The sequence below is a fragment of the Subsaxibacter sp. CAU 1640 genome (assembly GCF_023156585.1).
Lineage (GTDB): Bacteria > Bacteroidota > Bacteroidia > Flavobacteriales > Flavobacteriaceae > JBPOFM01.
Genome location: NZ_JALNMI010000002.1, coordinates 453,438 through 479,956, shown reverse-complemented (window position 1 = coordinate 479,956; position 26,519 = coordinate 453,438). Strand labels below are relative to the sequence as shown.

Annotated in this window: 15 protein-coding genes and 1 tRNA gene; 8 read left to right on the top strand and 8 right to left on the bottom strand. The window is 37.1% G+C overall.

What is annotated here, in order from left to right; genetic code table 11:
* Window positions 1-113: 113 nt before the first annotated feature.
* The 6 genes from M0G43_RS06700 (at window position 114) to M0G43_RS06675 (ending at window position 8,458) form a co-directional block, all read left to right on the top strand.
* Window positions 114-746: a response regulator gene (locus M0G43_RS06700; RefSeq protein ID WP_248024589.1), complete on the top strand. Its 633-nt coding sequence runs from the start codon at window positions 114-116 to the stop codon at window positions 744-746.
* Between the two features lie 104 nt (window positions 747-850).
* The gene (locus M0G43_RS06695) at window positions 851-2,515 is read left to right on the top strand and encodes a sensor histidine kinase (protein WP_248024587.1); all 1,665 of its coding nucleotides are present in this window, start codon (window positions 851-853) and stop codon (window positions 2,513-2,515) included.
* Between the two features lie 216 nt (window positions 2,516-2,731).
* A complete protein-coding gene (locus tag M0G43_RS06690) occupies window positions 2,732-5,878 on the top strand; it encodes a tail fiber domain-containing protein (RefSeq protein ID WP_248024586.1) in 3,147 nt (1,048 codons plus the stop codon).
* 18 nt (window positions 5,879-5,896) lie between these two features.
* On the top strand, window positions 5,897-7,828 hold the full coding sequence (locus M0G43_RS06685) for a hypothetical protein (RefSeq protein ID WP_248024585.1): 1,932 nt from the start codon (window positions 5,897-5,899) through the stop codon (window positions 7,826-7,828).
* A gap of 75 nt (window positions 7,829-7,903) precedes the next feature.
* Entirely contained in the window at window positions 7,904-8,353 is a 450-nt protein-coding gene (locus M0G43_RS06680) for a GatB/YqeY domain-containing protein (protein WP_248024798.1), read from the top strand.
* A gap of 31 nt (window positions 8,354-8,384) precedes the next feature.
* Window positions 8,385-8,458: transfer RNA gene (locus M0G43_RS06675), tRNA-Arg, on the top strand.
* 214 nt (window positions 8,459-8,672) lie between these two features.
* On the opposite strand, the gene M0G43_RS06670 is transcribed toward M0G43_RS06675, so the two are convergent.
* Both M0G43_RS06670 and M0G43_RS06665 read right to left on the bottom strand, forming a co-directional pair.
* Window positions 8,673-10,739, bottom strand: coding sequence for a glycosyltransferase family 9 protein (locus M0G43_RS06670; RefSeq protein WP_248024584.1), 2,067 nt, complete (start codon window positions 10,737-10,739; stop codon window positions 8,673-8,675).
* Between the two features lie 101 nt (window positions 10,740-10,840).
* Window positions 10,841-11,038 carry a hypothetical protein gene (locus M0G43_RS06665; protein WP_248024583.1) on the bottom strand — a complete coding sequence of 66 codons (198 nt, stop codon included), beginning with the start codon at window positions 11,036-11,038 and terminating at the stop codon, window positions 10,841-10,843.
* A gap of 164 nt (window positions 11,039-11,202) precedes the next feature.
* Here M0G43_RS06665 and M0G43_RS06660 point away from each other — a divergent pair, with 164 nt between their 5' ends.
* Complete coding sequence (locus M0G43_RS06660; RefSeq protein ID WP_248024582.1) at window positions 11,203-12,054, top strand: zinc-dependent peptidase; 852 nt, start codon at window positions 11,203-11,205, stop codon at window positions 12,052-12,054.
* Window positions 12,055-12,080: 26 nt separating this feature from the next.
* The gene (locus tag M0G43_RS06655) at window positions 12,081-13,016 is read left to right on the top strand and encodes a pyridoxal-phosphate dependent enzyme (protein WP_248024581.1); all 936 of its coding nucleotides are present in this window, start codon (window positions 12,081-12,083) and stop codon (window positions 13,014-13,016) included.
* Between the two features lie 50 nt (window positions 13,017-13,066).
* On the opposite strand, the gene M0G43_RS06650 is transcribed toward M0G43_RS06655, so the two are convergent.
* The 6 genes from M0G43_RS06650 to M0G43_RS06625 all read right to left on the bottom strand — a co-directional run bounded on the left by M0G43_RS06650 (window position 13,067) and on the right by M0G43_RS06625 (window position 26,492).
* On the bottom strand, window positions 13,067-13,639 hold the full coding sequence (locus tag M0G43_RS06650) for a hypothetical protein (protein ID WP_248024580.1): 573 nt from the start codon (window positions 13,637-13,639) through the stop codon (window positions 13,067-13,069).
* A gap of 83 nt (window positions 13,640-13,722) precedes the next feature.
* Window positions 13,723-14,760 carry a nucleotidyltransferase family protein gene (locus tag M0G43_RS06645; RefSeq protein WP_248024579.1) on the bottom strand — a complete coding sequence of 346 codons (1,038 nt, stop codon included), beginning with the start codon at window positions 14,758-14,760 and terminating at the stop codon, window positions 13,723-13,725.
* A gap of 53 nt (window positions 14,761-14,813) precedes the next feature.
* Window positions 14,814-15,950, bottom strand: a complete 1,137-nt coding sequence (locus tag M0G43_RS06640) for a hypothetical protein (protein WP_248024578.1) — start codon at window positions 15,948-15,950, stop codon at window positions 14,814-14,816.
* A gap of 12 nt (window positions 15,951-15,962) precedes the next feature.
* Window positions 15,963-16,124, bottom strand: a complete 162-nt coding sequence (locus M0G43_RS06635) for a hypothetical protein (protein WP_248024577.1) — start codon at window positions 16,122-16,124, stop codon at window positions 15,963-15,965.
* Between the two features lie 301 nt (window positions 16,125-16,425).
* Entirely contained in the window at window positions 16,426-24,039 is a 7,614-nt protein-coding gene (locus tag M0G43_RS06630; protein ID WP_248024576.1) for a T9SS-dependent choice-of-anchor J family protein, read from the bottom strand.
* Window positions 24,040-24,245: 206 nt separating this feature from the next.
* Window positions 24,246-26,492 carry a T9SS type A sorting domain-containing protein gene (locus tag M0G43_RS06625; protein WP_248024575.1) on the bottom strand — a complete coding sequence of 749 codons (2,247 nt, stop codon included), beginning with the start codon at window positions 26,490-26,492 and terminating at the stop codon, window positions 24,246-24,248.
* Between the last annotated feature and the right edge of the window lie 27 nt (window positions 26,493-26,519).

Genomic DNA, 26,519 nt, shown 5'->3' with positions numbered 1-26,519 from the left:
AAGCCCGAAAAGTTCAACCGCTTTTCGGGTTTTTATTTTTATAACTTAACTACTACTAATGACGTATTTTGCGTACATTTATTATTATTTAATTTTACATTAAAATCAATGTAATGTTAAAAAGAGGTGTTTGTATAGTTGAAGACAACAAAGATTTGCGTGAAGCGATGAGCATGATGATTCAATTCACTCAAGACTATTATCTCATTCAAAGTTTTGAAAATGCGGAGATGGCTTTACGCGAAATTCCCAATCTTGATGTCGATGCTGTCCTTATGGATATAAATCTTCCAGGTGACAACGGAATTGACTGTGTTGCAAAGCTGAAAAAATTATGTCCTAAAACATTGTTTTTAATGTGCACATCTTATGAGGATGAAGATAAGATATTTAAAAGTCTTGAGGCAGGAGCTAGTGGATATATTCTGAAAACTGAAGGTCCTGCCAAAATTATAAACGCTTTGGATGATTTATTTGATGGTGGAAGCCCAATGAGCGGTAGCATTGCTAGAAAAGTTGTAGCGAGTTTCTCAAAGATGGAGTCCCAAAATAAGTTGACTGAAAATCTAACAGCTAGGGAACGAGAAATTCTAGATTTGATAGCCAAGGGGCAAATAAACAAAGAAGTCGCCTCTGCACTCGAAATCAGTACGGGCACAGTTAAAAAACACGTTCAGAATATTTATGAAAAATTGCATGTCAATACGCGTGTGGAAGCAGTGAATTTGTATTTAAATAGAACTTAGACGATTGCTCATTGAAAGGATTTATTACAAAATTTCTTCTGTGTTTTCCTTTGATGATCTTGGCTCAAGAACATCAGTATGAGAATTTGTTAACAACATATAACATGTGCAAGTCTGACGATTGTCGGCTCAAATCCAGTTTCAAGCTTTCTGAATACTATCTTGAAACCGATGAGATAGACAAAGCACAAAAGTGGTTAGATTCTACAAAGAAATATCATCAGTTTAGGAACGATGAATTTTTCAAAATTTATATACATAGCCTACAGTCAGAATTGTTTTATTATATTGGGCTCAACCAATTTGGAATCTACGAAGCCGATAAGGCAATAGAGGCAGCAAAAAAGGTACAGGATAGCGCATTGCTTGCTGATTCTTTCTTTTTTAGGGGTATCAATGAGTTTGAAATGAACGATATGAATGATTCCTATAAGAGTTTGAAACAATCAAAAATGGTATACCCCAATTTACCACCAAAAAAGCATTTACGTACTTTAATACAGAAAGAACATATTCATAATAATCTAGCTCAGCTTTTTTTGAGAACTAAACAGTTCGATTCAGCAGTTCTATACAACGCTAATGCTTATAGGTATGCTCAAAAATCAAACAGCAAAAGGGGAATTCCCAACTGCGAGCAAACCTTTGGACTAATTTATTTGGCCAAAAATAATATTGACAGTGCCTTTCACTACCTTCAAAAAAGCTCTAAATCTGCATTGAAAAGTAAATACTATGACATCCAATTGATAAATCAAGGATTTTTAGCAGATGCATTTAAAGAGTATGATGACTCTGTGAATTTGTATTTTGATAATGGTAATAAAATAATAAATAATTACCCTGTAAATCGTTCGTTTCGAAGGCATTTTTTCTCAACGGTTCTTCCATTGTTTAAGGCGAATGGAAATTCTGAATCATTGACTTATGTACAAGACCAAATAATTAGATTAGATTCAGATGTACGATCTAAAGGAAATATGCATGTTCAAAATATTACCGAGCAGTACATCAAAAATGAAAACAAGTTATTGAATTTAGAAATCAACAAATTAAAGAACCAAAGAAAAACATCCTTTTTACAAATCGCAGCCTTGAGTTTGGGTGTATTGGTAATGTTGCTCTTTGTCATTCTTTATAAGCGAAAGGCAAAAATTCAAGAAACGCTATTGTATCAAAAAAACGAAATCAGTAAAGATCTTCATGATGACATAGGAAGCGGATTAAGCAGTATTTTGATTCATGCAGATTTACTATCTAAACAACCAGATGTAAATGACAATCAAAAACTTTTGCTTTCAAAAATAACATTGACAGGAAAGGATATATCACAACGAATGAATGCCTTCATTTGGTCATTAAACAACGAAAATAATAATTTGAGGAACTTTTGTGAATATCTAAAACAGTATGCTTCCAATTTAATGGAAGGCACGCCGATACAATTGAGTTTTACTCAAAACATCAAAGAAGCCGACCATGTCTCAATAGATGGTCATTATAGAAAACAATTATTTTTTTGTGTAAAGGAATTGCTGAATAATGCTTTGAAACATTCAGGCGCCACAAAAATTATGATTTCAGTACTGCAGAATGAAAAAAACCAACTTCAAATAATCATTAAAGATAATGGCGTTGGCTTGGTTAAGAAAAATACTTTTGGCAATGGACTTAAAAATGTCGAGAAACGCATATCAGAAATGCAAGGAAAACTCAACATCATTGATGAAATGGGCCTGAACGTAAAACTTTCGGTAGTACTTAAATAAACACACATACTCCAAAAGTAGTAGTAGGACTTTAAAGGCATTTCACTTTTTCACTATAAATCTACTAAAAGGCATTAAAATATGGTTTATTAACATAGGAAAGCCTTCCTGTTCTATGGTATCCTACTACTAATTCCGTATTGTATTAAATAGCAATAATATAGAATTTTAGTCCATGGAAAAAACATCGGCCTACAGGTGTCTAAAATTCAAATGATGAAGACTACAATTTTATCTTTTTGGATGCTGATAACCATTAATGTGGTTGCGCAAGTGGGTATTGGCACCACAACACCCAATGCGCAATTGGACATTCAATCCACAAACCAAGCTAACCCTTCAAATACTGATGGAATTTTGATTCCTAAAATAGATACATTTCCCACCACAAATCCAGGTATCAATCAAAATGGAATGCTCGTTTTTTTGACCACAACATTTGGAGCAAACACACCAGGTTTTTATTACTGGAACCATCCAACAACTGCTTGGTTTCCCATCGGCAACAATAGCAATTCTGGATGGAATTTGAATGGGAATTTAGGTACCGATTCTTCAACGAATTTTATTGGAACAATTGATGCCCAGGATATCATTTTTAAGAGAAACAACATAGTGTCGGGTAAAATTTCCACCTCAAATACCTCATTGGGTTTTGCATCTCTTTTAAACAATCCTTCAGGAAGTACGGCTTTTGGAAATACTGCATTGCAGTTAAATTCTGGAAATAATAATAGTGGATTTGGCAATCAGGTATTAAGGTCTACAGGAACAGGTGGCTTTAATTCTGGTTTTGGCGCTAATACAATGAGGAACAATACTTCTGGAGCAAATAACACAGGTGTTGGATTTGAAGCTTTATTATCAAATACTGTAGGTAATGATAACACATCGCTTGGCTTTAAGGCTGATGTTTCAACAAATAACTTAAGTAATGCTACAGCCATTGGAGCCAAATCTTTTGTTGGAGCCAACAATTCACTTGTTCTTGGTAGTATTAATGGAGTCAATGGAGCAACTTCTAATGTAAATGTGGGTGTAGGGATTTCTCAACCCCTTAATAAGCTTCATTTGCATACCAATTCATCTTCAGAACTTAATTTAATTCAATTTTCAATACCAGGTTCTGGAAACACAAATACCGATGGGTTTCTAATTGGGATAAATCAAACGGGTGAAGCAGGTATAATCAACACATTTGGAGGTAGAATCAATTTTAATGATCAACTGTATATTGATGGTGATAGATTGGGCATCGGTATTACGAATCCATCAGAAAAGCTTCATATACTTGGAAGGTTAAGAATGGTTGATGGAAATCAAGCAGTGGGAAGAATAATGGTAAGCGACGCTAACGGTACTGCATCATGGCAAGAAATTGGGTCTCGTACTTGGTCGTTAACAGGAAATGCAGGAACAGCTCCAGGAACTAACTTCATTGGAACTACGGATGACCAAGATGTTGTATTTAAAAGAAATAACACAGTACACGGTAGACTAGGATTTTCAAACACTAGTTTTGGAAGAAATACTGGTATATCTGGGTCAAATAATTCTGCCTTTGGAATGAATTCCATGTCATCGGCAACAGGTGTTTCAAATTCGGCCTATGGTATTAATACTTTGGTGAATTCATCTGGTTCATCAAACAATGCATTTGGACAGGCATCACTTTTTACCAACACAACGGGTACGGAAAATACTGCCTTTGGAAGTTTTTCCTTGAATGCTAATTTAACAGGAGTACAAAATAGCGCATTCGGGAATGAAACTTTGAGAAATAATACTACTGGTTCAAGTAACGTAAGTGTTGGTTATTCATCTCTTAACAGAAATACAACAGGCAACAACAATACAGCTACTGGTTATGAAGCGCTCTCTAATAATACCACAGCAAGTGATAATTCTGCCTTTGGTCATTTTGCGTTGAGAAACAATAGTACTGGCACAAACAATGTAGGTGTTGGCAACATGTCTCTTCAAGATAATGATAATGGAAGTTTTAATACTGCTGTTGGCTACAGCAGCCAATTAAGGAATTTCTCTGGGAGCAATAATGTATCAGTAGGTTTTAATTCACTTCAATTAAATTCTGGAGGGAATTCAAATACAGCAATTGGAAGTTCAGCTTTGCAGGATAATAGGGCTAGTTCAAATACAGCCGTGGGACGAAGCGCTTTACTATCAAACACTACAGGAACTTCAAACACCGCAACCGGAGTATTTGCTCTGACCAATAATTTGACAGGGAGTTTCAATTCGGCATATGGTAATTTATCTTTAACAAATAACGTCAGTGGTGTTAACAATTCAGCATTCGGTTATCAATCTCAACAGAATACCACTTCAGGACAATCAAATTCCTCATTTGGACAATTATCCTTATCAAACAATACAACTGGTGGTTTTAATACTGCATTAGGTCGGCAGGCAATGACAACAAATACAACTGGAGGATCTAATACGGCATTGGGTGCGCTTGCGAACGTGTCAATCAATAATTTAACAAATGCGACGGCGATTGGGGCAAGGGCTGAAGTTGGGGCGGATAATAGTCTGGTTTTAGGAAGTATCAATGGAGTAAATGGTGCAACGGCATCGGTCAACGTTGGTATAGGTACCACAACTCCTACCGCTACGCTCCAAGTTGAAGGTGCGGTTACTTTTAATGATAATGCAGCAAATGTTGATTTTCGTGTAGAATCTCTCAATAATGTAAACATGTTGAGAGTGGATGCAAGTGACGATTCGGTAAAAATAGGAACTGCTATAAATTCAGCTGAATTACTTCGTGTAGGACAAACCACAGGTGACGGAATTCAAATTGGTTCAGCTGAAATTATTGAGGATGGAGGTGTTAATATTATTACAATCGGTGCAGCCAGTCTCATTCCCGACGTAGATGCAACAAGAAATATTGGTTCTTCCACACTGCGTTGGAACACAGTTTTTGCAGCGAATGGAGTAACAACAACTAGTGACGCTCGCGAAAAACAAGAAATTAAGGTACTTAGGTATGGTTTGGATAAAATTATGCAATTGCAACCCAAAACCTATCAATGGATAGACCCTAATATTGACAACCATAATACACATTTAGGATTTATGGCACAAGATTTAAAAAAAATACTTCCCGAAGTGGTTGTAGATAAAGAATGGAAAAGTCTAGATGAAAAAGGAAGCAAAGATTGGGTATCAACAGAAAGATTAGGGGTAAATTATTCTGAAATAATTCCTGTTTTGGTCAAAGGAATTCAAGAACAGCAAGAGATAATTTTCAGTCAATCAAAAGAAATAGAAGAATTAAAGAACATTAATGCTTCGATACTAAAGCGTTTAGAAAAATTGGAAAATCAGCGCTAACCAATTAAATGGACAACAATGAAAAAACTAATCTATCCATTTTTGATTTGTGCTTCGATATCTTTTGTTCGGGCGCAAGTAGGTATTGGTACTATTACACCTAATGCACAGTTGGATATTCAATCCAGCAACCAAGCCAATCCATCCAATACCGATGGGATATTGATTCCAAAGATTGATGTGTTTCCATCTGCCAATCCTGGTGCTAACCAAAATGGAATGATGGTTTACTTGACAACTGCTATTGGACCAAACCAACCGGGTTTTTATTATTGGGATAACACATCTACATCTTGGCTGCCGATAGGAGGGAATTGTAATTCAGGATGGAACTTGAATGGTAATTCAATTACAACTGGTCAATTTATTGGTACGACAAATAATCAAGACGTTATATTCAGAAGAAACAATCGCCATGCCGGTAGAATAGGAAGTGGTGAGTTGCAATTAAGAACTTCATTTGGTGACAATGCGGCGTCAAGTCTTACCTCTGCGTCTTCAATAAGTGCATTTGGTGTGAATGCCTTGGAAGAAAATACTGTTGGAAGCCAAAACAATGCTTTTGGATCTTCCGCGTTGAGGTCTAATATATCGGGTCAATCTAATTCAGCATTTGGTAATTCAGCTTTATTTTCAAATACCACGGGAAATGCCAATGTTGCATTTGGTACTAGAGCACTAGAGAATAATAGAGCTTCACTAAACATAGCTATGGGTTTTGAGGCTCTTAATGGCAATACTACAGGTACAGGTAACACGGCAATTGGCCATCTTGCCTTAAATAACAACATTACCGGTAATCACAATACTGCTGTAGGTATAAATGCAAGGGTTCTTGCGTCGTCTAATCCGAGTAACGCAACAGCAATCGGCGCTCTTGCAAGGGTTGATGCTAGCGATAGTATGGTTTTGGGAAGTGTTGATGGTATAAATGGAGCTACGTCAACCGTGAACGTGGGTATTGGAACAACCATACCAAGCAGAAGACTGCATGTTGTTAATACTGGAAGCAGTGGTGGTACGGCTTTTGGTACAGCTGGTTTTGTTTTAGAATCGGACGCTCAAGTTTATCAACAAATTTTAACTCCAAGTAATAGAGAGTCTGGTATTCTATTTGGGAATCAAACCAGTAATATAAGAGCAGGTATTTTATTTAATTCAGGTCATACAGATGGTTTGTCTTTCCGTACGGGTGGTAATACCACTAGGATGGCAATTACCAATGCAGGCGACATGGGAATGGGGACATTAGCACCTCAAGCTGCATTGGATATAATTGCCAACGATAATGGTGTTCTCATACCGAGAGTGATACTTACCGCTGCAAATGTACAAGCACCAGTAGTGAACCCAACAGGAGGGGCTTTGCCAGAAAGTACATTGGTTTATAACACCAATTCTTCTGGTACTGTACCCAATGATGTTACGCCAGGTTTTTATTATTGGCAAACTAATCGTTGGAATCGATTAGGGAATGAAAATAAAACGCGTTACTATACTGCCGTGGGCACAACCAATTCACAATATATTATGGGTAGTCCAGCAAGTTTGATTCCTCAAATGACAATATCATTAGTTCCAACTGGTAATATGGTAATGGTAAATTTTAATGCGAGTGGTAGATTGGCTACTTCTAACTTAATGCCTAATCCAAATATTGAAGGTCTTCCGGTGGCTTTTAGATTAGTTTTAAATAGTACTGTAGTTACCACATTTTTTACAATGGCAAATGCCGTTACCAATACAGGTACATTTGCTTACTGGGACATTAATTTCAATTTCCCCTTGAATGTTGTTGCTGGAGCAAATCAAACCGTAAGCATAGAATATCAGCCATTCGGATCACCATTTAGTTCAGGTGATCTTGTTCAAAATACGATTACAACTACCAATTCCGAAGTAGGAATTCCTCTTCAACATCATCGAGTTTTGACTGTAATAGACCCCTAATTAAAAAAGGAGGCATTGTAATATTAGTATCCTCAAAAGAAATTGCTAATTTTGCATTCCAATAAAAATATGAATATGGGTTTGCAAGATAAAGTGATGGCTGCTATGAAAGAAGCCATGAAAGAAAAAAATCAAGAAGCTTTGGCTGCGTTGCGCGCGGTAAAATCTGAAATTTTATTGGCACAGACTGAAACGGGCTCTAAAGAAGAATTGACAGAAGAGCAGGAAATAAAAATTCTTTCTAAACTCGTAAAGCAACGTAAAGATAGTGCCGCAATTTTTTCGCAGCAAAACAGGGCTGATTTGGCAGATCCAGAATTGGCACAGGCTGAAATTATAAGTCAATTTTTGCCAGCTCAATTGAGCGAAGCTGAAATTGAGAAAGTAGTAGTTGACACCATCGCAAAAGTCGGTGCAGAAGGTATGAAAGATATGGGTAAAGTCATGGGAATTGTTAACCAACAATTGGCTGGTCAAGCCGATGGCAAGACTATTTCTACAATTGTAAGAGCTAAATTAGCTTAAATAAAGATTTCTGCTTTTACAGGACATGAATGGCCGCGTGGCGCAACTGAATAGCGCACTGGATTTCGGCTCCAGCGGTTGTGGGTTTGAATCCCTCCGCGGTCACGAATAAATAGTTCAATAAGAAAAAACGCCAAGCTGGCTTGAGCGTTTTTTCGTTTGAACTATTTTCAAAGCGGAGCTTTGATGGAACTGTAATCCCTTTTTTACATTAAACTTGTTTAGTGTTTTCTTTAAATTATTTTTAACCAGTAGCGTTAAAATAGTTGAATGTTTTTTTTTTTTTTTTTTTGAACTTTTGGAAGGAAAATGTGAAAAATTATTCAAACGTAGGAACTTCAAATAATATGTTCTGTTGCTTCAAAACATCAAAAATCAGTTTAAAATTTACGTCTTCAGTATTAATGGGTAAACGTTCATTTAATAAGTCATTTACAATATTTTTCATTTCGACGTCATGATACTCCAATAGAAATTCATTCCCGTTTAAATTAAGTAAGCAATCATTGTGGCCATAGTCTATTACCACATTTGGATTTACTTTTATAATCTTTTTGTTTTTTGGATATGCTTTATCGAGCAGTTTGTAAACAGCGGCCAAAACTCTGTCAACAGTTATTGAATTCAAACAGATGCGATGTTCACAATTAAGTATAACATCATAATTACAGCGTAGATTACAAACACCCGTTTTACCCCATATGAGCTCGTTATATTCTGAAAAGCTTCCCCAACTGCCTGGTCCGGTGGGTCCATAGATGCCAACAGTTGGTAAATTATAGGCGCCAGCTACGTGGGTGATTCCGGCATCATTTCCAACATGGAATAATGCACCAGACATGGCATTTCCAACTTCAATCATACCACCCGTTATATACTCAATGTACGGTGTCGGGTTTGTGAAATGATTTTCGATATCAGGGTCTTCGGGCCCTTTAATGATTTTACATTTCAAATTTGGAAATAACCTATGGAGCATCTCAATAAGTTGTGCGTATTTTTCAGTGGGCCATACTTTCAATAGAAAGCCTGCTCCATGATGCAATACATAATAGGGTTCTTTTTCATTTATAGAATGTTCAAAATATGGATAACCATCATAACTATTGTCAATATCTATATGTAACTTTGAAATTGTGTCAATATAATGTTGTATGGCATGCTGTTTCACTTTTTTATGGGTTGGATATTTTAAGGCATGTGGTAAGTCATAACCTCTAAAAGCAGGATAATTACCTAGCTCATATATATTGTCAAAATCTTTCTCTTGCAGCTTTGCAATTTCTTCATTGATCACAATAACATCTTTTAAATGTAATTTGAAAAAATCAACCAATCTAGATGCCACGGCAAAATGTAGTGTATCACAAACTTTGACCAATTTTTTTATAGCAGGTATGGCAAAGAATATGTCACCAAGCCCACCATAGCTCTTATAAACCAAAACTTTGCCTAAAGTTTCGGTTTTAGGCCCCTTGGTATTGCTTGTGATCCCCTCTACCTCATTCCAAAAATTAGATAAGGCCTGTTTCATTTCTGTGATGGCTTTGGGTTTGTCGTTTGGATAAAAATCAAATGAGAACGTGCCAATGCGATCATTTCCTATAATCTCACAACCGGATAAAAACGCTTCAGCCGCCAATCTTCCAGAAGGTTCTGGCCATACGGGTTGACAGATGAGGGTTTTGGTTTTTCCTAAAATTTCTAGGACAGTTCCATTGGGAATAGCATCATGAAAGCTAACATTTTTAGGAACTTCTTGTCTTAAAAGATTCCGACCATAAACTGGAAAACTCAAATCAGGGTGAGATTCAGCATATTCTAAATAGGCATGTCCACCTTTTAAATAATTAAGATCTCCAAAAAAAGGAATGACATTTTCAATCTTGGTTTCGGAAATTCTTAAGTCTTCAATTGAAACTGTGGGTGGCATAATCAAATGTTTGGAGACTGCCTCACCGTAAAATTCGTAATGGGCTTCATAATGCCTTGGTGACTGAAAAATATTGAGTTTGGAACCTCTGAATAAGTTTCTAAATTGATGAAATTTGTTTGTGTTGCAACAGTGTCTGATTTTCCTGTCAAGGGTACAAAGAATATTTCTTCGTACACAAAAATTATAGTCAAACTCTATTTTTATATAAGGGGTTTCTGAAAGAAGAAGATGTTCAATCAGATCACTTTCATAGCTGCAACGTGAGGTGCTGCTGATAACAACTAAATCGGTCTTGGAAATTTGAGTTTTAGTAAGTTCAAAATCCTTTAAAGAGTCGATTGATACCCGAAAGTTTCTATGTTCCCCAATTTCCATTAGTTGTTTGATAGTCAATTCTGCTCCTCTAGGAGTAGTTAAAGAAGTATCATGTAGAAAAATTATATGCTTCAATTTAGGAAAGGGTATTAAACAAAATGAAATTCGCTTTTGTATTCCAAACGAATTTCATTTTTCAAAAAATTTGAGAATCTATCTATACTAGCCTTAAGATATTAATCATCATAATAACCATCATCATAATAGCCATCGTCATAATAACCATCGTCGTAATATCCGTCATCATAATATCCATCTCCAAAATTACTGTCATCATCAGAACTACAAGCAGTTGCCATGGATGCAGTAATTGAAATGGCAGAAACAGCTAAAATGGCCTGACCTGATTTCTTTATAAACTTTCTTCTGTCCATAATTAAAGATTTTTTAGAGTTTTGAGTTTAAAACTAATAGTTTTTTTTAATATAACAATTTAAAAATTAATTCTCCTGAAATTTTGTTTGTTTCTTTTGTATATTTAATCTTCTTAATTGATATTTCCCTCACAATGTATAGGTTAAAGTAACGTTATGAAATCATGACACATATTCTATTCACTGAACAATTTACCTTTGGAGGGAGAGTTATCGTAGGGATTTTCTTTGCCGTTTTATGTGTGATGCTTTTGAATTTTGCATTGAAAATGTTCGAGATGGGTTATGTGTTGCGTAATAAAAAACCTTTTTACGTTTACACACCATTTTTTTTAAAGAAGTTGTCACCAGTCCAGAAAAGAATAATGGTAAATCAATTTAAGTTCTACCAAAAATTGAAGCCAAAGCATCAACGATATTTTGAGCATAGAGTGGCATCTTTCATTAGTGATAAAAGGTTTTTTGGAAGAGAGGAATTGGTGGTAACAGATGAAATGAAGGTTTTGATTTCTGCAACTGCGGTAATGCTTACATTTGGTTTTAGGGACTTCTATATTGGGTTGATTGATAAGATATTCATCTATCCAGACGAGTTCTACTCATTAACCAACGAAAATTATCATAAAGGCGAATTCAACCCAAAGCTTGAAACTTTAGTGCTGTCATGGAAAGACTTTAAAAAGGGTTTTGAAAATGATACTGATAAAATCAATTTAGGGATTCACGAATTTGCACATGCCATCCATCTCAATAGTATTAAAGAGAGAGATGTAAGCTCGACCATTTTTTCGGATTCCTTTAAAGAATTGACAGAATTATTGGCCAATGAAGAGAGTCTTCGCAAATCATTGATAGAATCACGTTATTTTAGGGATTATGCATATACCAATCAATATGAATTTGTAGCGGTTATTATAGAAACTTTCATAGAATCTCCATCCGAGTTTCGTGCGCAATTCCCAGAAATATATAATAAAACAAAGCAAATGCTTAATTTTAATTTCGCTGGATATTAATTTCAATTGTAATCTCTACGATTTTTATGGAAAAAAAAATCATTTTGGATTGTCATAAAAGCATAATTCCATACATCCATCATACGCCTGTTCTATCCTCAACATTCATTAACGAACTGACAAATTCAAAAATTTTTTTTAAGTGCGAAAATTTTCAAAGAATGGGCGCATTCAAAATGAGAGGTGCCACAAATGCCATTTTGCAATTAGGTAATTTCCAAAGAGAAAAGGGAGTGGTGACGCACTCTTCAGGTAATTTTGCACAGGCTTTGTCACTTGCTGCAAAATCTTTAGGAGTGAAAGCCTTCATTGTGATGCCCAACAATGCCCCTAAAGTTAAAATCGAAGCAGTTAAAGGATATGGCGGAATCGTGACTTTATGTGAACCAAACATAGTAGATCGTGAGGCCACTGCCCGAAATGTTTCTACATCTACAGGAGCAACATTTATCCATCCATCGAATGATTTGGATGTTATTATTGGAAATGCGACCGCTTGTTTAGAACTTTTAGAGGAATATCCCAATCTAGAAATAGTAGTGGCTCCAGTCGGAGGAGGTGGGCTTATTGCAGGAACGGCCTTGTCGACCCATTATTTTAGAAAGGATTGTAAAGTAATTGGAGCAGAACCATCATCAGTAGATGATGCTTATCGTTCCTTAAAAAGTGGCAAGATTGAAAAAAATGAAACCACAAATACCATTGCGGATGGCTTGAAGACACAATTGGGAACAATCAATTTTCCTATTATTCAACAATACATAAATGATATAATTACCGTTGAGGAAAACGAAATTATAAATGCAATGAGGATGATATACGAAAGGTTAAAAATTGTTGTGGAACCTTCAAGTGCAGTGGCGCTGGCAGCCGTTTTAAAAAATGAAAATGACTTCAGAAATAAAAATGTCGGTATCATTCTGTCAGGTGGAAATGTAGATTTATCTAAACTGCCGTTTTAGGATATAAAAAAGCCTTCTCAAAGGAAGGCTTTTAATGATTTTATATAGTCTTAGAGCTTGAAAACTCCTTGCAGAAAAAACTGATAGTGATTGTTATCGTACTGTCGAGAATCTGCTTCAAAGGCAAATTTGCCCATGGTGCCCAATCGAATACCAACATTATCACTCACCCAAACTACAGTTCCGAACACAATATTCACAGAAGTATTTAATTCTTCCATATTAAAGATACCTACACCTGCACCAGCATAAAGATTTAACCAATCAGAATTCCGAAAGATGTGGTCATCAAAATAGTATTTTAACGTAGTATTTGTTGAGAAGTAAAACAAGTCTTTGTCAGGACGGCCACGATCAATATATTCGTTTTCCTTAAAACCATTCAAGCTGACATCTTGTTCAATGTACAGATATTTAGTCCACTTGCGCTCAATTCCCACTGCAAGTGGTTGTCTAAAGGCAAAACGCCCAGTATTGTCATTTAAATCTTCAAAGGGGTTTCTTGTTCCAAAATTAGCTGTTGTATTAACACCAACACTTAAAAGCCAGTTTGTGCCAGGGTTTTGGGCAAAGGTACTTGTCCCTAAAAATGATATAAATAATACTATAATTACCTTTTTCATAAAAAAAAACTTTAACCAAAAATAGACTATTACGCGAACATAACAAAAATAGGAAGAATTTTTTTATAGGAAATTTATGAAAACTATTTGAAGAGTCGCCTTTCGAAAATGTGTCGACGGTAGCTATTATTGAAAAATATAAGTTTAAAACGTTCTGTAATCGCAACGTATTTTACCCTTAACCAATGGGAAGCCTTTCCAAATCTTGGAAAATCAAGACTCCATAAATAGAGTTGTTGTTTGTGTCGCTGTGAAACAGTCAATAAATTGGATTTGAATTTGGGGACGAATATTGAGGCTAAATCTATGAATCTAGAGGCATATTTTTGCTGTGCCAAACCAATCAAAAGGGGTTTTTCCTCTTGATGTTCAATGACGAGAATGTCATACAAAATTTTTAGTTTCAACGTATTATAAAAGTAACACCTATCATTGATTTGATGCGCAAATACACTGTTTTTAACGATATTGGTCGCTTTAGGTACCGTAATTTGATTCACAACTTTTGTATCTGTAATAAAATCTTGGGCATCAACCAATTTCCGAAATTCATACCTAATTAAATGATGGTGTAGTTCAATGGCACCTAAATGTTTTTCAGATATCTGGCGCGGTTTATGTCTAAAGTTTTTAACCTCATAATTAAAAGGCAAAAATTTATTGTAGCCAGCTGAAGTGAGTAAATCAAAGGCTCTATCTATATCTTTTGAGGCTACAAGAATATCTATATCCCCAATCATACGTTCTCCATGGTCCTGATAATAGTCTGCGGCCAAAAGAGCGATGCCTTTCACAAATACGTGTTCTATTTGATGCGATTTAAATAGATGTGAGACTTGTTTTGCTTCAAAAAGCAATGTTTTGTTTCTTTCTCGATTAAGATTCGTAATTTCTTTGAGATAAATAGTCAAATCTTCGGGCAAAAATCCTAACAGAGACCTTTGTTGCAAACGACAATATACTGCTGGTAAAATTAAATGTTCACTGGCAACAATTACTATTAAGTCCCAATCAATTTGATTTTTTGTGAAATAATCAGCTAATTGTTCTGTGGAAATTTCAAAACTCAAAATGTCTATAATGAGCTGAAAAGTTTGTTTTAATGAATGTTTTTGAGCCAAAAAATCCTATTTATCAATATCAAAATTAAATTAAATATCGACATTGTATGAGATTACATTTTAAATAATTCTTTGAAGGCTGAAACCGCAAAATTATTATCGCAATAATTTAACTCATAAAATTTAAGATTTTTAAGCCAATTGAGAAACAATTTTGAATGCTCTTCTTGTGGAGAAATCCAGGAATCTGGAATGAGGGTTTGAAGAATTTTTTCAGAAGGACATACCTTTAGTTCATTAACAGCATTGTTATCATACTTTACCAAAACTACTTTGTTGCATTCAAAATGTTGATTGGAAGTATGAAAAGAAGATAGTGGTGGCAGATATTTTAAGTTGGTAGGTTTCGAAATACTTTTCTGAAGATCATAAGATTCAAAATTTGGAAAAAGATCTTCGATAATCTTGAAAGCACCAGTTTTAATTGAAATGGCAGAAGGAAATCGATACAAGTGTTGATTTTCTGCTAACATTGGTGAAAAATCATCCGCTAAAAGATCGAAACCCTTTGCCATAAGTACAGCAGACAAAGTGCTCTTTCCGCTTCCAGATGCACCAATGATCATAATCGCTTCCTCACCATTTGTAATCGTTGATGAATGAAAAGTTGCCATCCAATCGGAAACTGTGTTTTTATAAATCGATGTAACCAACTCCATTGTGAATTTACCTTGAAGAAAATGGAAGTTTTCAAAATCATAATGTGCAATGCTCTCACCGTTTTTAAAAAGATGTATTAGTCCATTCTTTGTGAAAATAGCGAATTCAGCATCAATTTGGTTTTCATCATTAGATAATAAATGACTTATGTAAGGATGAATCAGTTTTATAAGTTTCTCCGAGCCGTAACCAATACGAATCTTCGCATGGCCAAAATCGTAATGTATGGAAACTAGATTATCAGGAATGTTCTCGACATTGTCATGAGCAACGTCGTTAGATTTTACTTTGTGAACCGCCATTAAAAAATCAGTCAACTCTGAAAAACAGTTTTCAGTTTGCTTTAAAGTAAAATTGAGATGTTGTTGAAGTGCAAATGTGAATTGATGTTTGTCATCAGATTCCAAATAGAACGTGAGGAGCTGATACGCAGTAGTGGAAAGAACGACGTAACTATTGGAGCTCTCAAACCACAACACATGATTGTCTCCAATCTTTTGTGAGTGTTGAGGAGCTAATTCAATCTTCAAAGTAAGAATTTTCTAATTAAAAGGATCTCCTCCTGGATCTGGAGGGGAAGATGCTTGCGCTTTTTGCGGATTTAAAATAAGAAACGTACCCACTGCAGTAAGTGCGGCATATTTTCCCATTCGCTTGATGGCTTCGTTGCGAGTAATGTTGTTATCTTGACTTTTCTTATTCATTCTGCAAATATATAAATCATTTCAAAAATAACTAAATTTAACAATTTAAAGATAAAATTAAATTTTATTTTTTGTGAAATTTCCTAGGTTGGAAATAATTCTAACTATTTCTAGTGCAGTCGAAAAGAAAAATCACAAATCATTCTACATACGAAATAATCGTAAATAGGGTTTTGTAATTTACAATATACAATATTCTTACAACACCATACACCATAAGGTTTATGAGAATAAGATATTAAAAAAAAAGTGCCTCATATGGAGGCACTTTTTTTAATATACTTTGATATTTTAAAATATATTATTTAATGATTACGCGTTGCGTTTTTTGCTGGGTTTTGTTATTTAATTTAACAATATACACTCCAGTGCTTACAGAAGATACATCAACTATGTTATTGGAACTTCCAGATTCAAGGCTAGCAGCAAGTACTTGACGTCCTTGTATGTCGAAAAGTTTTACCGTACTTTCAGCATTCAGAAGTCCATTGATATGTAACGTTTGATCTAGAGTGTAGATTTGTATTTTATCTAAATCAGTCGTACCATTTGATAATGTGTTATCTGTAAATCTCAAATAGAATCTTCCAGTATCAGTCAAATTGGTGTTTGGTGTAAATACATAATCATTACTATTTAATAAAGTAAATGTAGTCGTCAAAGCATCTTCAAGATAAACGTCGATATTGGAAGGCAAGGTCGATTCTGCAATGCTAACAGTCACTTGCTGCCCTTGCGGTACATTTATGCCCAAAGGAATGATAATGTCAGAACCTAAAGCATCGTAAGCCAAGGATTGTATTGCCATATCAACACCAGTATTATCAGACACCAAATGAGAATAAATCGATTTTGAGGCTGCGTTTGATCCAAAAACCCCAGCGTCATATCCTGAATCCAAGCCAGATGTTGAATTATCATTAAAATAAAAATCTGTCTTATAGTTAGAAGCTCCAATGCCAGCTTGTAATCTTAAATGGACGTTATTCTCATTAGCCAATCTGCCAGGAATGAAATCATCTGTTGAATCCACACGACGCATCGATGGATCAAAAGTAATATCATATGCCGCAACATCATCAACGTTGGCAGTCACTAAAAATCCTTGTCCAGGTGCAAGATTTACATCGGTCGCGGTATTCAAATTATAAATAACCCATCCGTCACCACCGGTTCCAGATGCATCTCCATCATAACCATAAATAGCTCTCAATGGGTTTTGCATTAAATCAATATTGGCAACTCCTGCAGCTACTTCATACTCTAAAAATTCACGTACATTCAAATATGAAGGATAAGGATTTCCAATTAAATTATAGATTGCGAATTGAGGTCCAGAATTTTCAATATTATAAGTGACAGTTCCAGTATTGACATCTCCAGAAAATAGAAATCCGTTATTATCGGTTGAAGCTGCTCTATAACCAACTCCAGCAGTAAGAATCTCGCCACCATTTATCGCAGTATCCCACAGTAAATAAGTTCCTGTCGCTTTATCAAATGGACCAAATACTTTTTGAGTTGTTTGAGATGGGTTTTGTCTCAAATTAGGATTTGCAGAAGCAAAATCAGCAAAGGTTTGTCCGGTTACAGGAGCAGAAACCAAATCATTAGCGCCTGTACCAACACCAATTCCAGGCTGACCATTAATATGACGGTTATAGTTATAGGTGCCCGAACCAATGGCGCTACCAGCAATTAAACTAGAATATCGAGTAGAATTTGAGTTCAAATTAACTGTTCCATCGTTACTAATGGTATTGCCAATGGTGATACTTTTTACAGGAGCAACAGTAAGGCTTCCTCCATTGATTATTGAAAGGTTATTGCCAACATTGAAATCTTCAGTGCCATTAGGATTAATAGATAGATTAGTCATATCTAAATCTGCATTATCAACAATCACATTGGCTGGTGCAGCTCCAAGATTCCATTCATTATATCTGTTATATACAGCTGCGATGTCTTTATATTCTAAAGTAGAGCCTACATTATAAACTGGCGAAATATCCGTAAAACCACCTTGCGTGATAGACAATTTACCAAAAACATTCAAGGACCCGCTTCCTGTAAGACCATCAGAGGTTGAAAGGGTGTAGCTTGGCAAAATATCTAATGCAGCATTAATGGTCATGCCATCGACTGCAACATCTATGTTTTGGTCGGTATCATGACCGATGGTGATGTCATCCGTAATCAATGGTGGATTTCCATTCAACCATGTACCATCAGCTGTCCAAGTGCCCGTTGCTTGCGTAGGGGCAAAACCTCCTTGAAGAGCACTAGAAACTTCAAAGTAAGTTTCCATTTGCATAGTGCCGTATCCAGGGTTCGACGCTCCTGCATTATTTCTACCGATAGATTCATTAGAACGGAAGGCATTTCCGCCATTTAAATAAGTTGCCAAAAACTTAAAGCTTTCAAGTCCCGGCACTGTATTGATGTTCGAGAAATTGATGTTGAAAGTATAAATCGTAGCCGATGGACTTCCGGTAGGAGCCAAATTGGCACTTTGAATAAAGTTATGGGAACCTCCCTCAGCTATTTCAAATAATCCTGCAAAACCATTATTCATTGAAATAGCATAATCAGGTTGAAATCCAGGAGGGAAATTGATTGTTGAACGATTTGTTCCATCATAACCAGATATGGCTTTTCTTCCGTCGTCACCTGTGTCTGTTAACCCTGATGTTGTAGTAATTCCACCTGTTTCACTATCTATATAAATTACCATATAATCGTTAAAGTCACTTGTGCCTCTATTATAGACAAAATTCACGGTTATGCCAGAAGAAGCATAAACTTCTAAAGTACTATTGCCGATTGGTCCACCAAATCCTGTTGCTGCGTTACCATAAAAAACTGTACCAACACCAGCCAATTTAAAATCTTCTAGAGCTACGTCCTCATTTCCTGAATCTAAATTCATGGTAACCCGAATATCTAAAATAGCTCCGGTAGTTGAAATCGCTTTGCTGAAGGTTTGGAAAGCGCTCGTTAGCAAGGTGCCATCACCAGTTCCATCAAAATTGGTATCCTCCCTTAAATCAGTATTGAATGGGGTACCATCATTTTCAAAAGCAATCAGATTAACCCATCCACCACCATCAATTTGGTATTCTACAATCACATAATCATTATCATCTATTCCTCCACCTATTGAAGCAAATTTCCCAGAGAATGTTAAAGAGGTATAACGCTCAATATTAATGTTGGACCAAGTCAATTGACTTGGAGAAGCACTTCCTGCCCATCCACCATCATCAATGTCTTGAGCAGCAAAAAAGTTTCCACTATTTCCAGTGTAAGTCTTGTCTATATTACTGCCATCCGTAATTTGGAAATAATCAGAGTTTCCATCATTACCCTCGCCTCCAGCAGTGACTGTGTATTGCGAGTTATCCGTAAATGGCTCATACCAGAAGGACCGTGTAGCAGGAGTAACCTCAAAGGTATTACTTGGAGCACTATCCAATAATCCTGCTGAAGATGCCGTTAAGGTAGCGGTTCCTATAGTTGAAAACCCTAAATTAGTAAAGGTTGCTATTCCTCCAGAGCTTGAAACCGAAGTAGTGGCAGTGCCAGAGAAAGTACTTGTGGTAGTTAAAGATACTGTCCCACTAAAGTCAGCATCAGCGTTACCATTGGCATCAACACCAGTAACAGTTACTGCCGGATCCATAGTTTGATTGATGTTCACGTCACTTGGCTGTTGTACAAAACCTAAAGTAGTAGCAATGACTTCCAAACGGTTATCATCACCTGCTACAGAGGTTTGTGCTCCACCAGCATCTGCATCAGCAAAACCTGAACCTGTAAGTGCTGCGGTGGCAGTGCTAATGGTCAGTTGCACTTGCGAATTGTCAGTTACGGCAGGTGAGAAAGTTGCATAAATGTCAAATACTTTACTTCCATTATCTAAAGCTTCAAGTGTTAAACCGCTAAAACCAGTAGTCGCCGTTACACTTGTCACTTCCGAAACATTTGTTGTGCCGTCAAAAATGGCCAGAGCAGCAATGCTTCCAAAATTCTGAACGTCAAAACTCACATCGGTTAAAGTGGTTGAAAGATTGTCAGCATCACTCATAGTGTCGCCACCATCTTGAATACTGAATTCGCCAATCTTTATAGCGTTGGCAGTGGTCAAGCCGCTAGCGGCGTTGTAGGTAATATAATCAATGTTATCTGACTCATCAAAGCTTGTTGCAACAATGTTAGAATCGTTATCGGTAACTAACGGATTGAATACCACTGTGATATCATCCAATCCGAACTCATCTCGGCTTCCAGAACCACTTGGTAGATCATCACTAAACCATCTCAAGTAAAAGTAGTCGCCACTCGCTATGTTCAAACCTGTAATTGAAATGTTTCTGTTCACGGCGATCCATCCATTGCTATCCGGAGCTACTGGGGAAGTATAATCTAAACTAGATTCAGGTATGTAAGTGCTATTATTCACACTGTAAGCAAAATTGAAGGTATTCCCTCTAGACTCATTATTGTTTACGTAAATCGTATATTGTAAGTCAATTGCGGTCACTGTCTGTCCGGTTTGGTTTTGAGTTCTTAAGACAATGGTTCCAGGAGTAAAGTCAGAACCCGAAGGTTGAATTCCAAAACTAAAGTTGTTAGAAGCAACCTCAAATGAATATAGTCCACCAGAAGTAACTCCACCTGCACTCGTATTTTTAGCGAAATCATTGCCAGTTTGAGTACCTCCAAAATTTAAGGTTCCATCTTCAAGACCATTAACTGCCCAAGCCCCAGAATTTAATTGTCCCGCATTTGGTGTCGGGGTAAATCCTGCTCCTGTATAAGCCCCATTAGTAACGTTGGTTACGGTATTATCAAAATCAATGGTATAGAATTGGTTTACCATATCAATTTGCCATCCGAAGGTTGGTATGGCTAAAATATCAAATGCGGTACTGGTATCATTGGTCAATCCAGAAACAGTAGTTAATGTAAATCCTGTACCAACCGCTGAAAAAATAAGGTTGTCAAAAGTTGCGACTCCAGAAACGGGAGCTACTGAAGTGGTCGCAGTTCCGGCAAATGTACCAGTGGTAGAAAGTGAAAGTACAGTGACATAATCCAAATCGGTATTGGCATTGGCATCCACAGCGACTACCGTCGGTGATGGTGACATCACAGCGTTAACATCGGTATCTGTTGGTTGTTGGTCAAAAACCAATTCAGTTGCTGTGACTTCAATTCTGTTATCATCACCTGCAACAGAAGTTTGTGCGCCACCGGCATTAGCAGCAGCAAAAGTAGAACCTGTGGCGGTAGCCGATGCAATGGTTAATTGTATTTGATTGTTATCCGTAACGCTTGAATCGAATGTAGCATAGATACTAAAAGTTTTAGTGTCATTATCAGGCGCCACGAGATTTAAGCCTGTAAAGTTTGTGGTAGCAGCGACGGTGCTAACTTCACTCACATTGGTTGTGCCATCAAAAATTGCCAAGGCAGCAATATCACCAAAGTTTTGTACGGTAAAGCCTAAATCCGTTAAGGTCGTTGCAGCGCTATCGCTATCTGGTGCTACACTGCCACCATCTCTGATGGTAAATTCACCTATTTTGATAGCATTGGCAGTTGTCAAGCCATTAGCTGCAGAGTAAGAGAGATAATCAATATTATCTGGCTCGTCAAAGCCTGCTTCCACGATATCAGAATCTGCAGAATTTGTAGGAGCCGTGATAGATATATCATCGATAAACCATTCTTCTCCACCATCAGGAAAATTTTGTTCACTTACAAAAGCTATGTAAATGACCTGTCCTGCATATGAAGATAAATCAATAATTTTCTGATTATAAGTAGCACCAAGTTGACTTTCTGTATTTGTAAAAGGTATAGAGGTGAAATCATTGAGATTAGTTTGTGACGCAGTAGATACCCTTACTGAAAAGTTAGAAACGAAAGTATCGTTTGGATCTCCACTTGTATAAGTGTAAAACGATAATTCTGCATTTGAAACAGAAGATAAATCTATTGGCGGTGTTATGAGCCAGTCTCTGTTCACACCTGATGTTGTACCGGCATCAAAGCTCAAATAGGCCGAAAAGTTGCTTCCATTATATGGATCATTAGAATTAACCGTCCACTGATTATTTCCAGCTTCTCCATTTTCAAAAACTTCCCAACAAGTAGGTATGTTACCTCCTTCAAACCCTTCTGTAAATGGTAGGGTGTAAGCATTACAGCCCGTTGCAGTACCAGTTGAAAAAGTTCCCGCCAACTCATTTGTATTATAACAATTGCCAGTAGTGTAGTAGGAATATACCGCTACAAAGTATTCAGTATCCACTGTCAAATTAGAGATATTCACAGAAGTGCCCGCACCGCTATACACAACATAATTTCCTGAACCTAAATCTTCACCAGTTCCGAATGCAGAGTTCGCGGTATAACTTGTTCCAGAAGACGGATCAACATCTACCGCACTTCCTTCTTTTAATACAACCAAAGTGGCATTACCGTTGCCTGGGAACCAACTCACTGTAGCCGTTCCTGCAGTACCATCGATATTTGTAGCAGTAAAATTAGTCGCTTGTAGAGCAGGAAAAGTACAACCTGTGTTCGGAGTGTCTATAGAAATATTATCAATTAACCAGCCATCGCCGCTATTTTGTTCCATCACAAAGGCAATGTAAATAGTTTGACCTGAATAGGCACTTAAGTCAATGGTTTTGTTGGTATAAGTAAGACTGAAATCGGCTTCAGTATAAGTTTCAACAATATTTGTGAAACTAGATATAACTGGTGTTGTCGTAGAAACACGAACCGTGTAAGTGTTGCCTAAATCCGGTGGCTCATTGAACAATTCGCGTCCAAAAAACGACAATTCAATGTCAGTCAACCCAGACATGTCAATGGCAGGTGTTACCAACCAATCTTGAGTTGTTCCAACGCTATTTTCAAAATTTATAAGTGCGGCTGCAGAACCAATATAAGATCTTGAATCACTCTGCCACTGTTCAACCCCCAAAGTGTTGGCGCCAGTAAATTGAGTCCAACAAGTGGGTGGAACGCCAGATTCAAAACCTTCGGTAAAAGGTAAAGAATAGACGGTTGAACATAAGGTTGTAAAATTCCCCGTGAGTTCAGTGTTATTATAACAAGTACCTGTTGTGGCATATTCATAAACGGCCACATGGTAAGTGCTTTCTGCGCTCAAACCTGTAACATTCACTGACGTTCCAGGCCCATTATAAACCACATAATTTCCTGTACCTATTTGAGTGCCGCTTCCAAAAGCAGCATTTGCAGTATAACTAGTACCGTTAGTGGGGTCGGTATTCACAGCACTTCCTTGACGCATAACGACCAATACATTGTTTCCGTTACCACGTGTCCAATTTAAAGTGCCACTGTTCGAAGTTCTGTTAGTGGTGTTATAAGCGGTAGCCTGTGTGGACGGTGGAGTGCAAGCAGCAGACCCGATCCCATAAACAATGACATTTCTTAATCTTTTTTGAGATGGACTAGGGGCCCGATTGAAACGAATTCTCATGTTGGCTGATACAGCGTTGATGGTTATCGAATTTGATTGATAATTCGAATCGGTAGGAGTAGTTGAATTGCTTGCAGTCAGCCAATTACTGCCACCATTAATGGAATATTCTAATCTTAACGGACCATCACCACCTGTTCCAAATTTTGCAACATCGAAATCCACTCTAACAGATGAATATAAGCTAGAATTAAATATAGGAGTTGTTAGAATAGCTGAATTTGTTGTAAAGTTGGCATATCCTCCTGCCGAAGTAGTAAAAGTCACATCAACTTGTGTCCATCCCGCAGGAAGGCTACCATTAGTCAAGGCCTGATTAATGATTTGAGTTTGCCCAAACCCAGCAAAAGAAAACGCAAGAGTTAGTAATAAAAAGTAAATCTTCTTCATAGTATAATAGTAAAAGTGTTGTTAATAGGGAGATCTATCATTCAGAAAATGACAGTCCAACGACAAATATACACATCTAATCGATTTAAATCCATTTTTTACTTTAAGAAATTATAAAATCAAAAATGTACAGTTTGTTTATAAAGAAAAAGTGCATTGTTAAAACAATGCACTTCTCTTATGATAGTAATAATCTTGAAATACGATTATTTCAAAATGATCTTCTGTGTTTTTTGCTGTGAGCTGTTATCAAGTTTTACAACATAAACACCACTATTTAAACTAGCAACGTCAATAATGTTGGAAGTAGTTCCCTTATTCAGGTTGGCAGACGTGACCAATCTTCCCTGAAGATCATAAACACTTATAGTTGTGTCTCCTTGCAACAAACCTTTGACAAACAATATTCTAGAAGAAGATGTTGCATAAATCTGTAAGGATGTAAACTGTGAATCAGGAGCTGACAGAGTAGCATCGGCAAATCTTAAAAAGAAGCGACCTGTATCGTTAAGATTAGTACTTGGTGTAAAGGTGTAACTACTATTATTCAACAAAGTATAAACACCTGATACGCTATCCTCTAAATAAACTTCAATAGTTGATGGCACATCAAGTTCTGAAATGCTTACCGTGACTTGTTGCCCTTGAGAAACATTGATTCCGAGAGGAATACTGATCTCAGAGCCAAGTGAAGCATACGCAAGTGATTGTATCGCCAAATCAGCACCATTATTATTTTCAACCAAATGGGAGTAGATAGATTTGCTTGCCGCGTTCGATCCGAAAACCGCAGCGTCGTATCCAAAATCAAGCCCAGAAGTGGAGGCCTCATTAAAACAGATATCAGTAGAGTAAATTGAGCTTCCAATGGAGGCCTGCAATTTTATATGTGCTGTGTTGTCGTCTGCCAATCGGCCAGGGATGAAATCGTCAGTGTTTCCAATGCGTCTCATGGAAGGTGTAAAGGTCATGTCATACGCGGCAACATCTGCAGCATCTGCCGTAACAAAAAACCCTTGCCCCGGAGCCATGTTCACTGTTGTAGGTGTAGTAAGATTATAGACTACCCAGCCGTCACCACCAGTGCCAGAGGCATCACCATCATAACCATAGATGGCACCATAAGCATCCATCAAATCGATATTGCGAACCACTGGGGCACCTGCATCTACATCATATTCCAGAAACTCTCGGACATTGAGATAAGATGGGTATGGGTTTCCAATAAGGTTATAAGCTGCAAACTGTGGCCCCGAGTTCGCGATGTTATTGGTAATTATCCCATTGTTTGGCGTTCCAGTAAAAACAAACCCACCATTATTGGTAGATGCAGTTCTATAACCAACACCTGCCGTTAGGGTTTGACTACCATTAGTAGTGGTATCCCAAAGCAAATAATTCCCAGTAGTTTTACTGAACGGACCAAATAGTTTTTGGGTTGGAACAGATGGATTGGATCTCAAGTTTGGATTAGCTGCTGCAAAAGCACTAAAGGTTTGACCTGATAACGGAGCAGAAATTAAATCGTTTGCTCCTGAACCAACACCCACCCCTGGTTGTCCATTAATATGACGATTATAACTTACCGTACCCGTTAAGGTGCCATTTAATATTAGGCTGGAGTATAGCGTGGAGTTTGACTCCAAAGTTGTAGAATTCGTAGTTGCCGTAACACCACTTGGTATGTTTAGGCTTCCTGCTGGTCTAACGGTCAGAAAATTGAGAGCTATGTTGGAGGCTGGGGTGTAAGTCCCGTTCACAACAACAGCGTTATCCCCTCCGGTCGTAGAACTAGGGGCAATAGGAGTCCATGTGCCACCAGAATATGTTAACTCTCGATAAACATTACCAATCAATCTAACTCCAGGATTGGCAACGCCTAGTGTACCAGCCCAGGCCGTATTGGCTTCAATAATCAATTCTCCATTGGTATTTGCCGCATCCCAACCATACATTCTGAAAGTGATGGTGCCTCCATTTCCAGAACTGACGTTGCTAACTGGTAATACAATTGTTTTTTGAGCTGTATCATTGTTGGCATAAGTTTGAACCGCACCGATAGCAAAACCATTTGGATTGGCACCTGCAGGATTAAAGCCATCCAAGCTATAGAAAATTTGAATTTGTTTCGGCGCCTGATTATTGTTTCGACGATATCTGATATCTAATTCTGTCAATCTGATATTGTAATTGCTGTTAGCAGAGATAGACCACTGAATGTATCGAGCAGTATTAAGGGCAGTGCCAGTTTCCCAGTTTCTTGACGTAAAAGAACCTGTAGTACCCACTTGGATAACGCCAGTACGCGTTAAGCCAATGGCAGACATATTTGCCACCGTAGAAGTTGTTGTAGGTCCTGCACCATTGGCACGATCGATTGTAGCTATGGGGGACTGTCCAAAACTAAAGACGGACAAGGTCAGCGCAAGAGATAAGACAATAAGTTTTTTCATAACAAATGATTGTATTTATTCAACATT

Coding starts and splice junctions, on each gene's coding strand:
- M0G43_RS06685 (WP_248024585.1), top strand. CDS start 5,897: ATGAAAAAACTAATCTATCCATTTTTGATTTGTGCTTCGATATCTTTT.
- M0G43_RS06655 (WP_248024581.1), top strand. CDS start 12,081: ATGGAAAAAAAAATCATTTTGGATTGTCATAAAAGCATAATTCCATAC.
- M0G43_RS06690 (WP_248024586.1), top strand. CDS start 2,732: ATGAAGACTACAATTTTATCTTTTTGGATGCTGATAACCATTAATGTG.
- M0G43_RS06695 (WP_248024587.1), top strand. CDS start 851: ATGTGCAAGTCTGACGATTGTCGGCTCAAATCCAGTTTCAAGCTTTCT.
- M0G43_RS06650 (WP_248024580.1), bottom strand. CDS start 13,639: ATGAAAAAGGTAATTATAGTATTATTTATATCATTTTTAGGGACAAGT.
- M0G43_RS06630 (WP_248024576.1), bottom strand. CDS start 24,039: ATGAAGAAGATTTACTTTTTATTACTAACTCTTGCGTTTTCTTTTGCT.
- M0G43_RS06635 (WP_248024577.1), bottom strand. CDS start 16,124: ATGAATAAGAAAAGTCAAGATAACAACATTACTCGCAACGAAGCCATC.
- M0G43_RS06700 (WP_248024589.1), top strand. CDS start 114: ATGTTAAAAAGAGGTGTTTGTATAGTTGAAGACAACAAAGATTTGCGT.
- M0G43_RS06680 (WP_248024798.1), top strand. CDS start 7,904: ATGGGTTTGCAAGATAAAGTGATGGCTGCTATGAAAGAAGCCATGAAA.
- M0G43_RS06665 (WP_248024583.1), bottom strand. CDS start 11,038: ATGGACAGAAGAAAGTTTATAAAGAAATCAGGTCAGGCCATTTTAGCT.
- M0G43_RS06660 (WP_248024582.1), top strand. CDS start 11,203: ATGACACATATTCTATTCACTGAACAATTTACCTTTGGAGGGAGAGTT.
- M0G43_RS06625 (WP_248024575.1), bottom strand. CDS start 26,492: ATGAAAAAACTTATTGTCTTATCTCTTGCGCTGACCTTGTCCGTCTTT.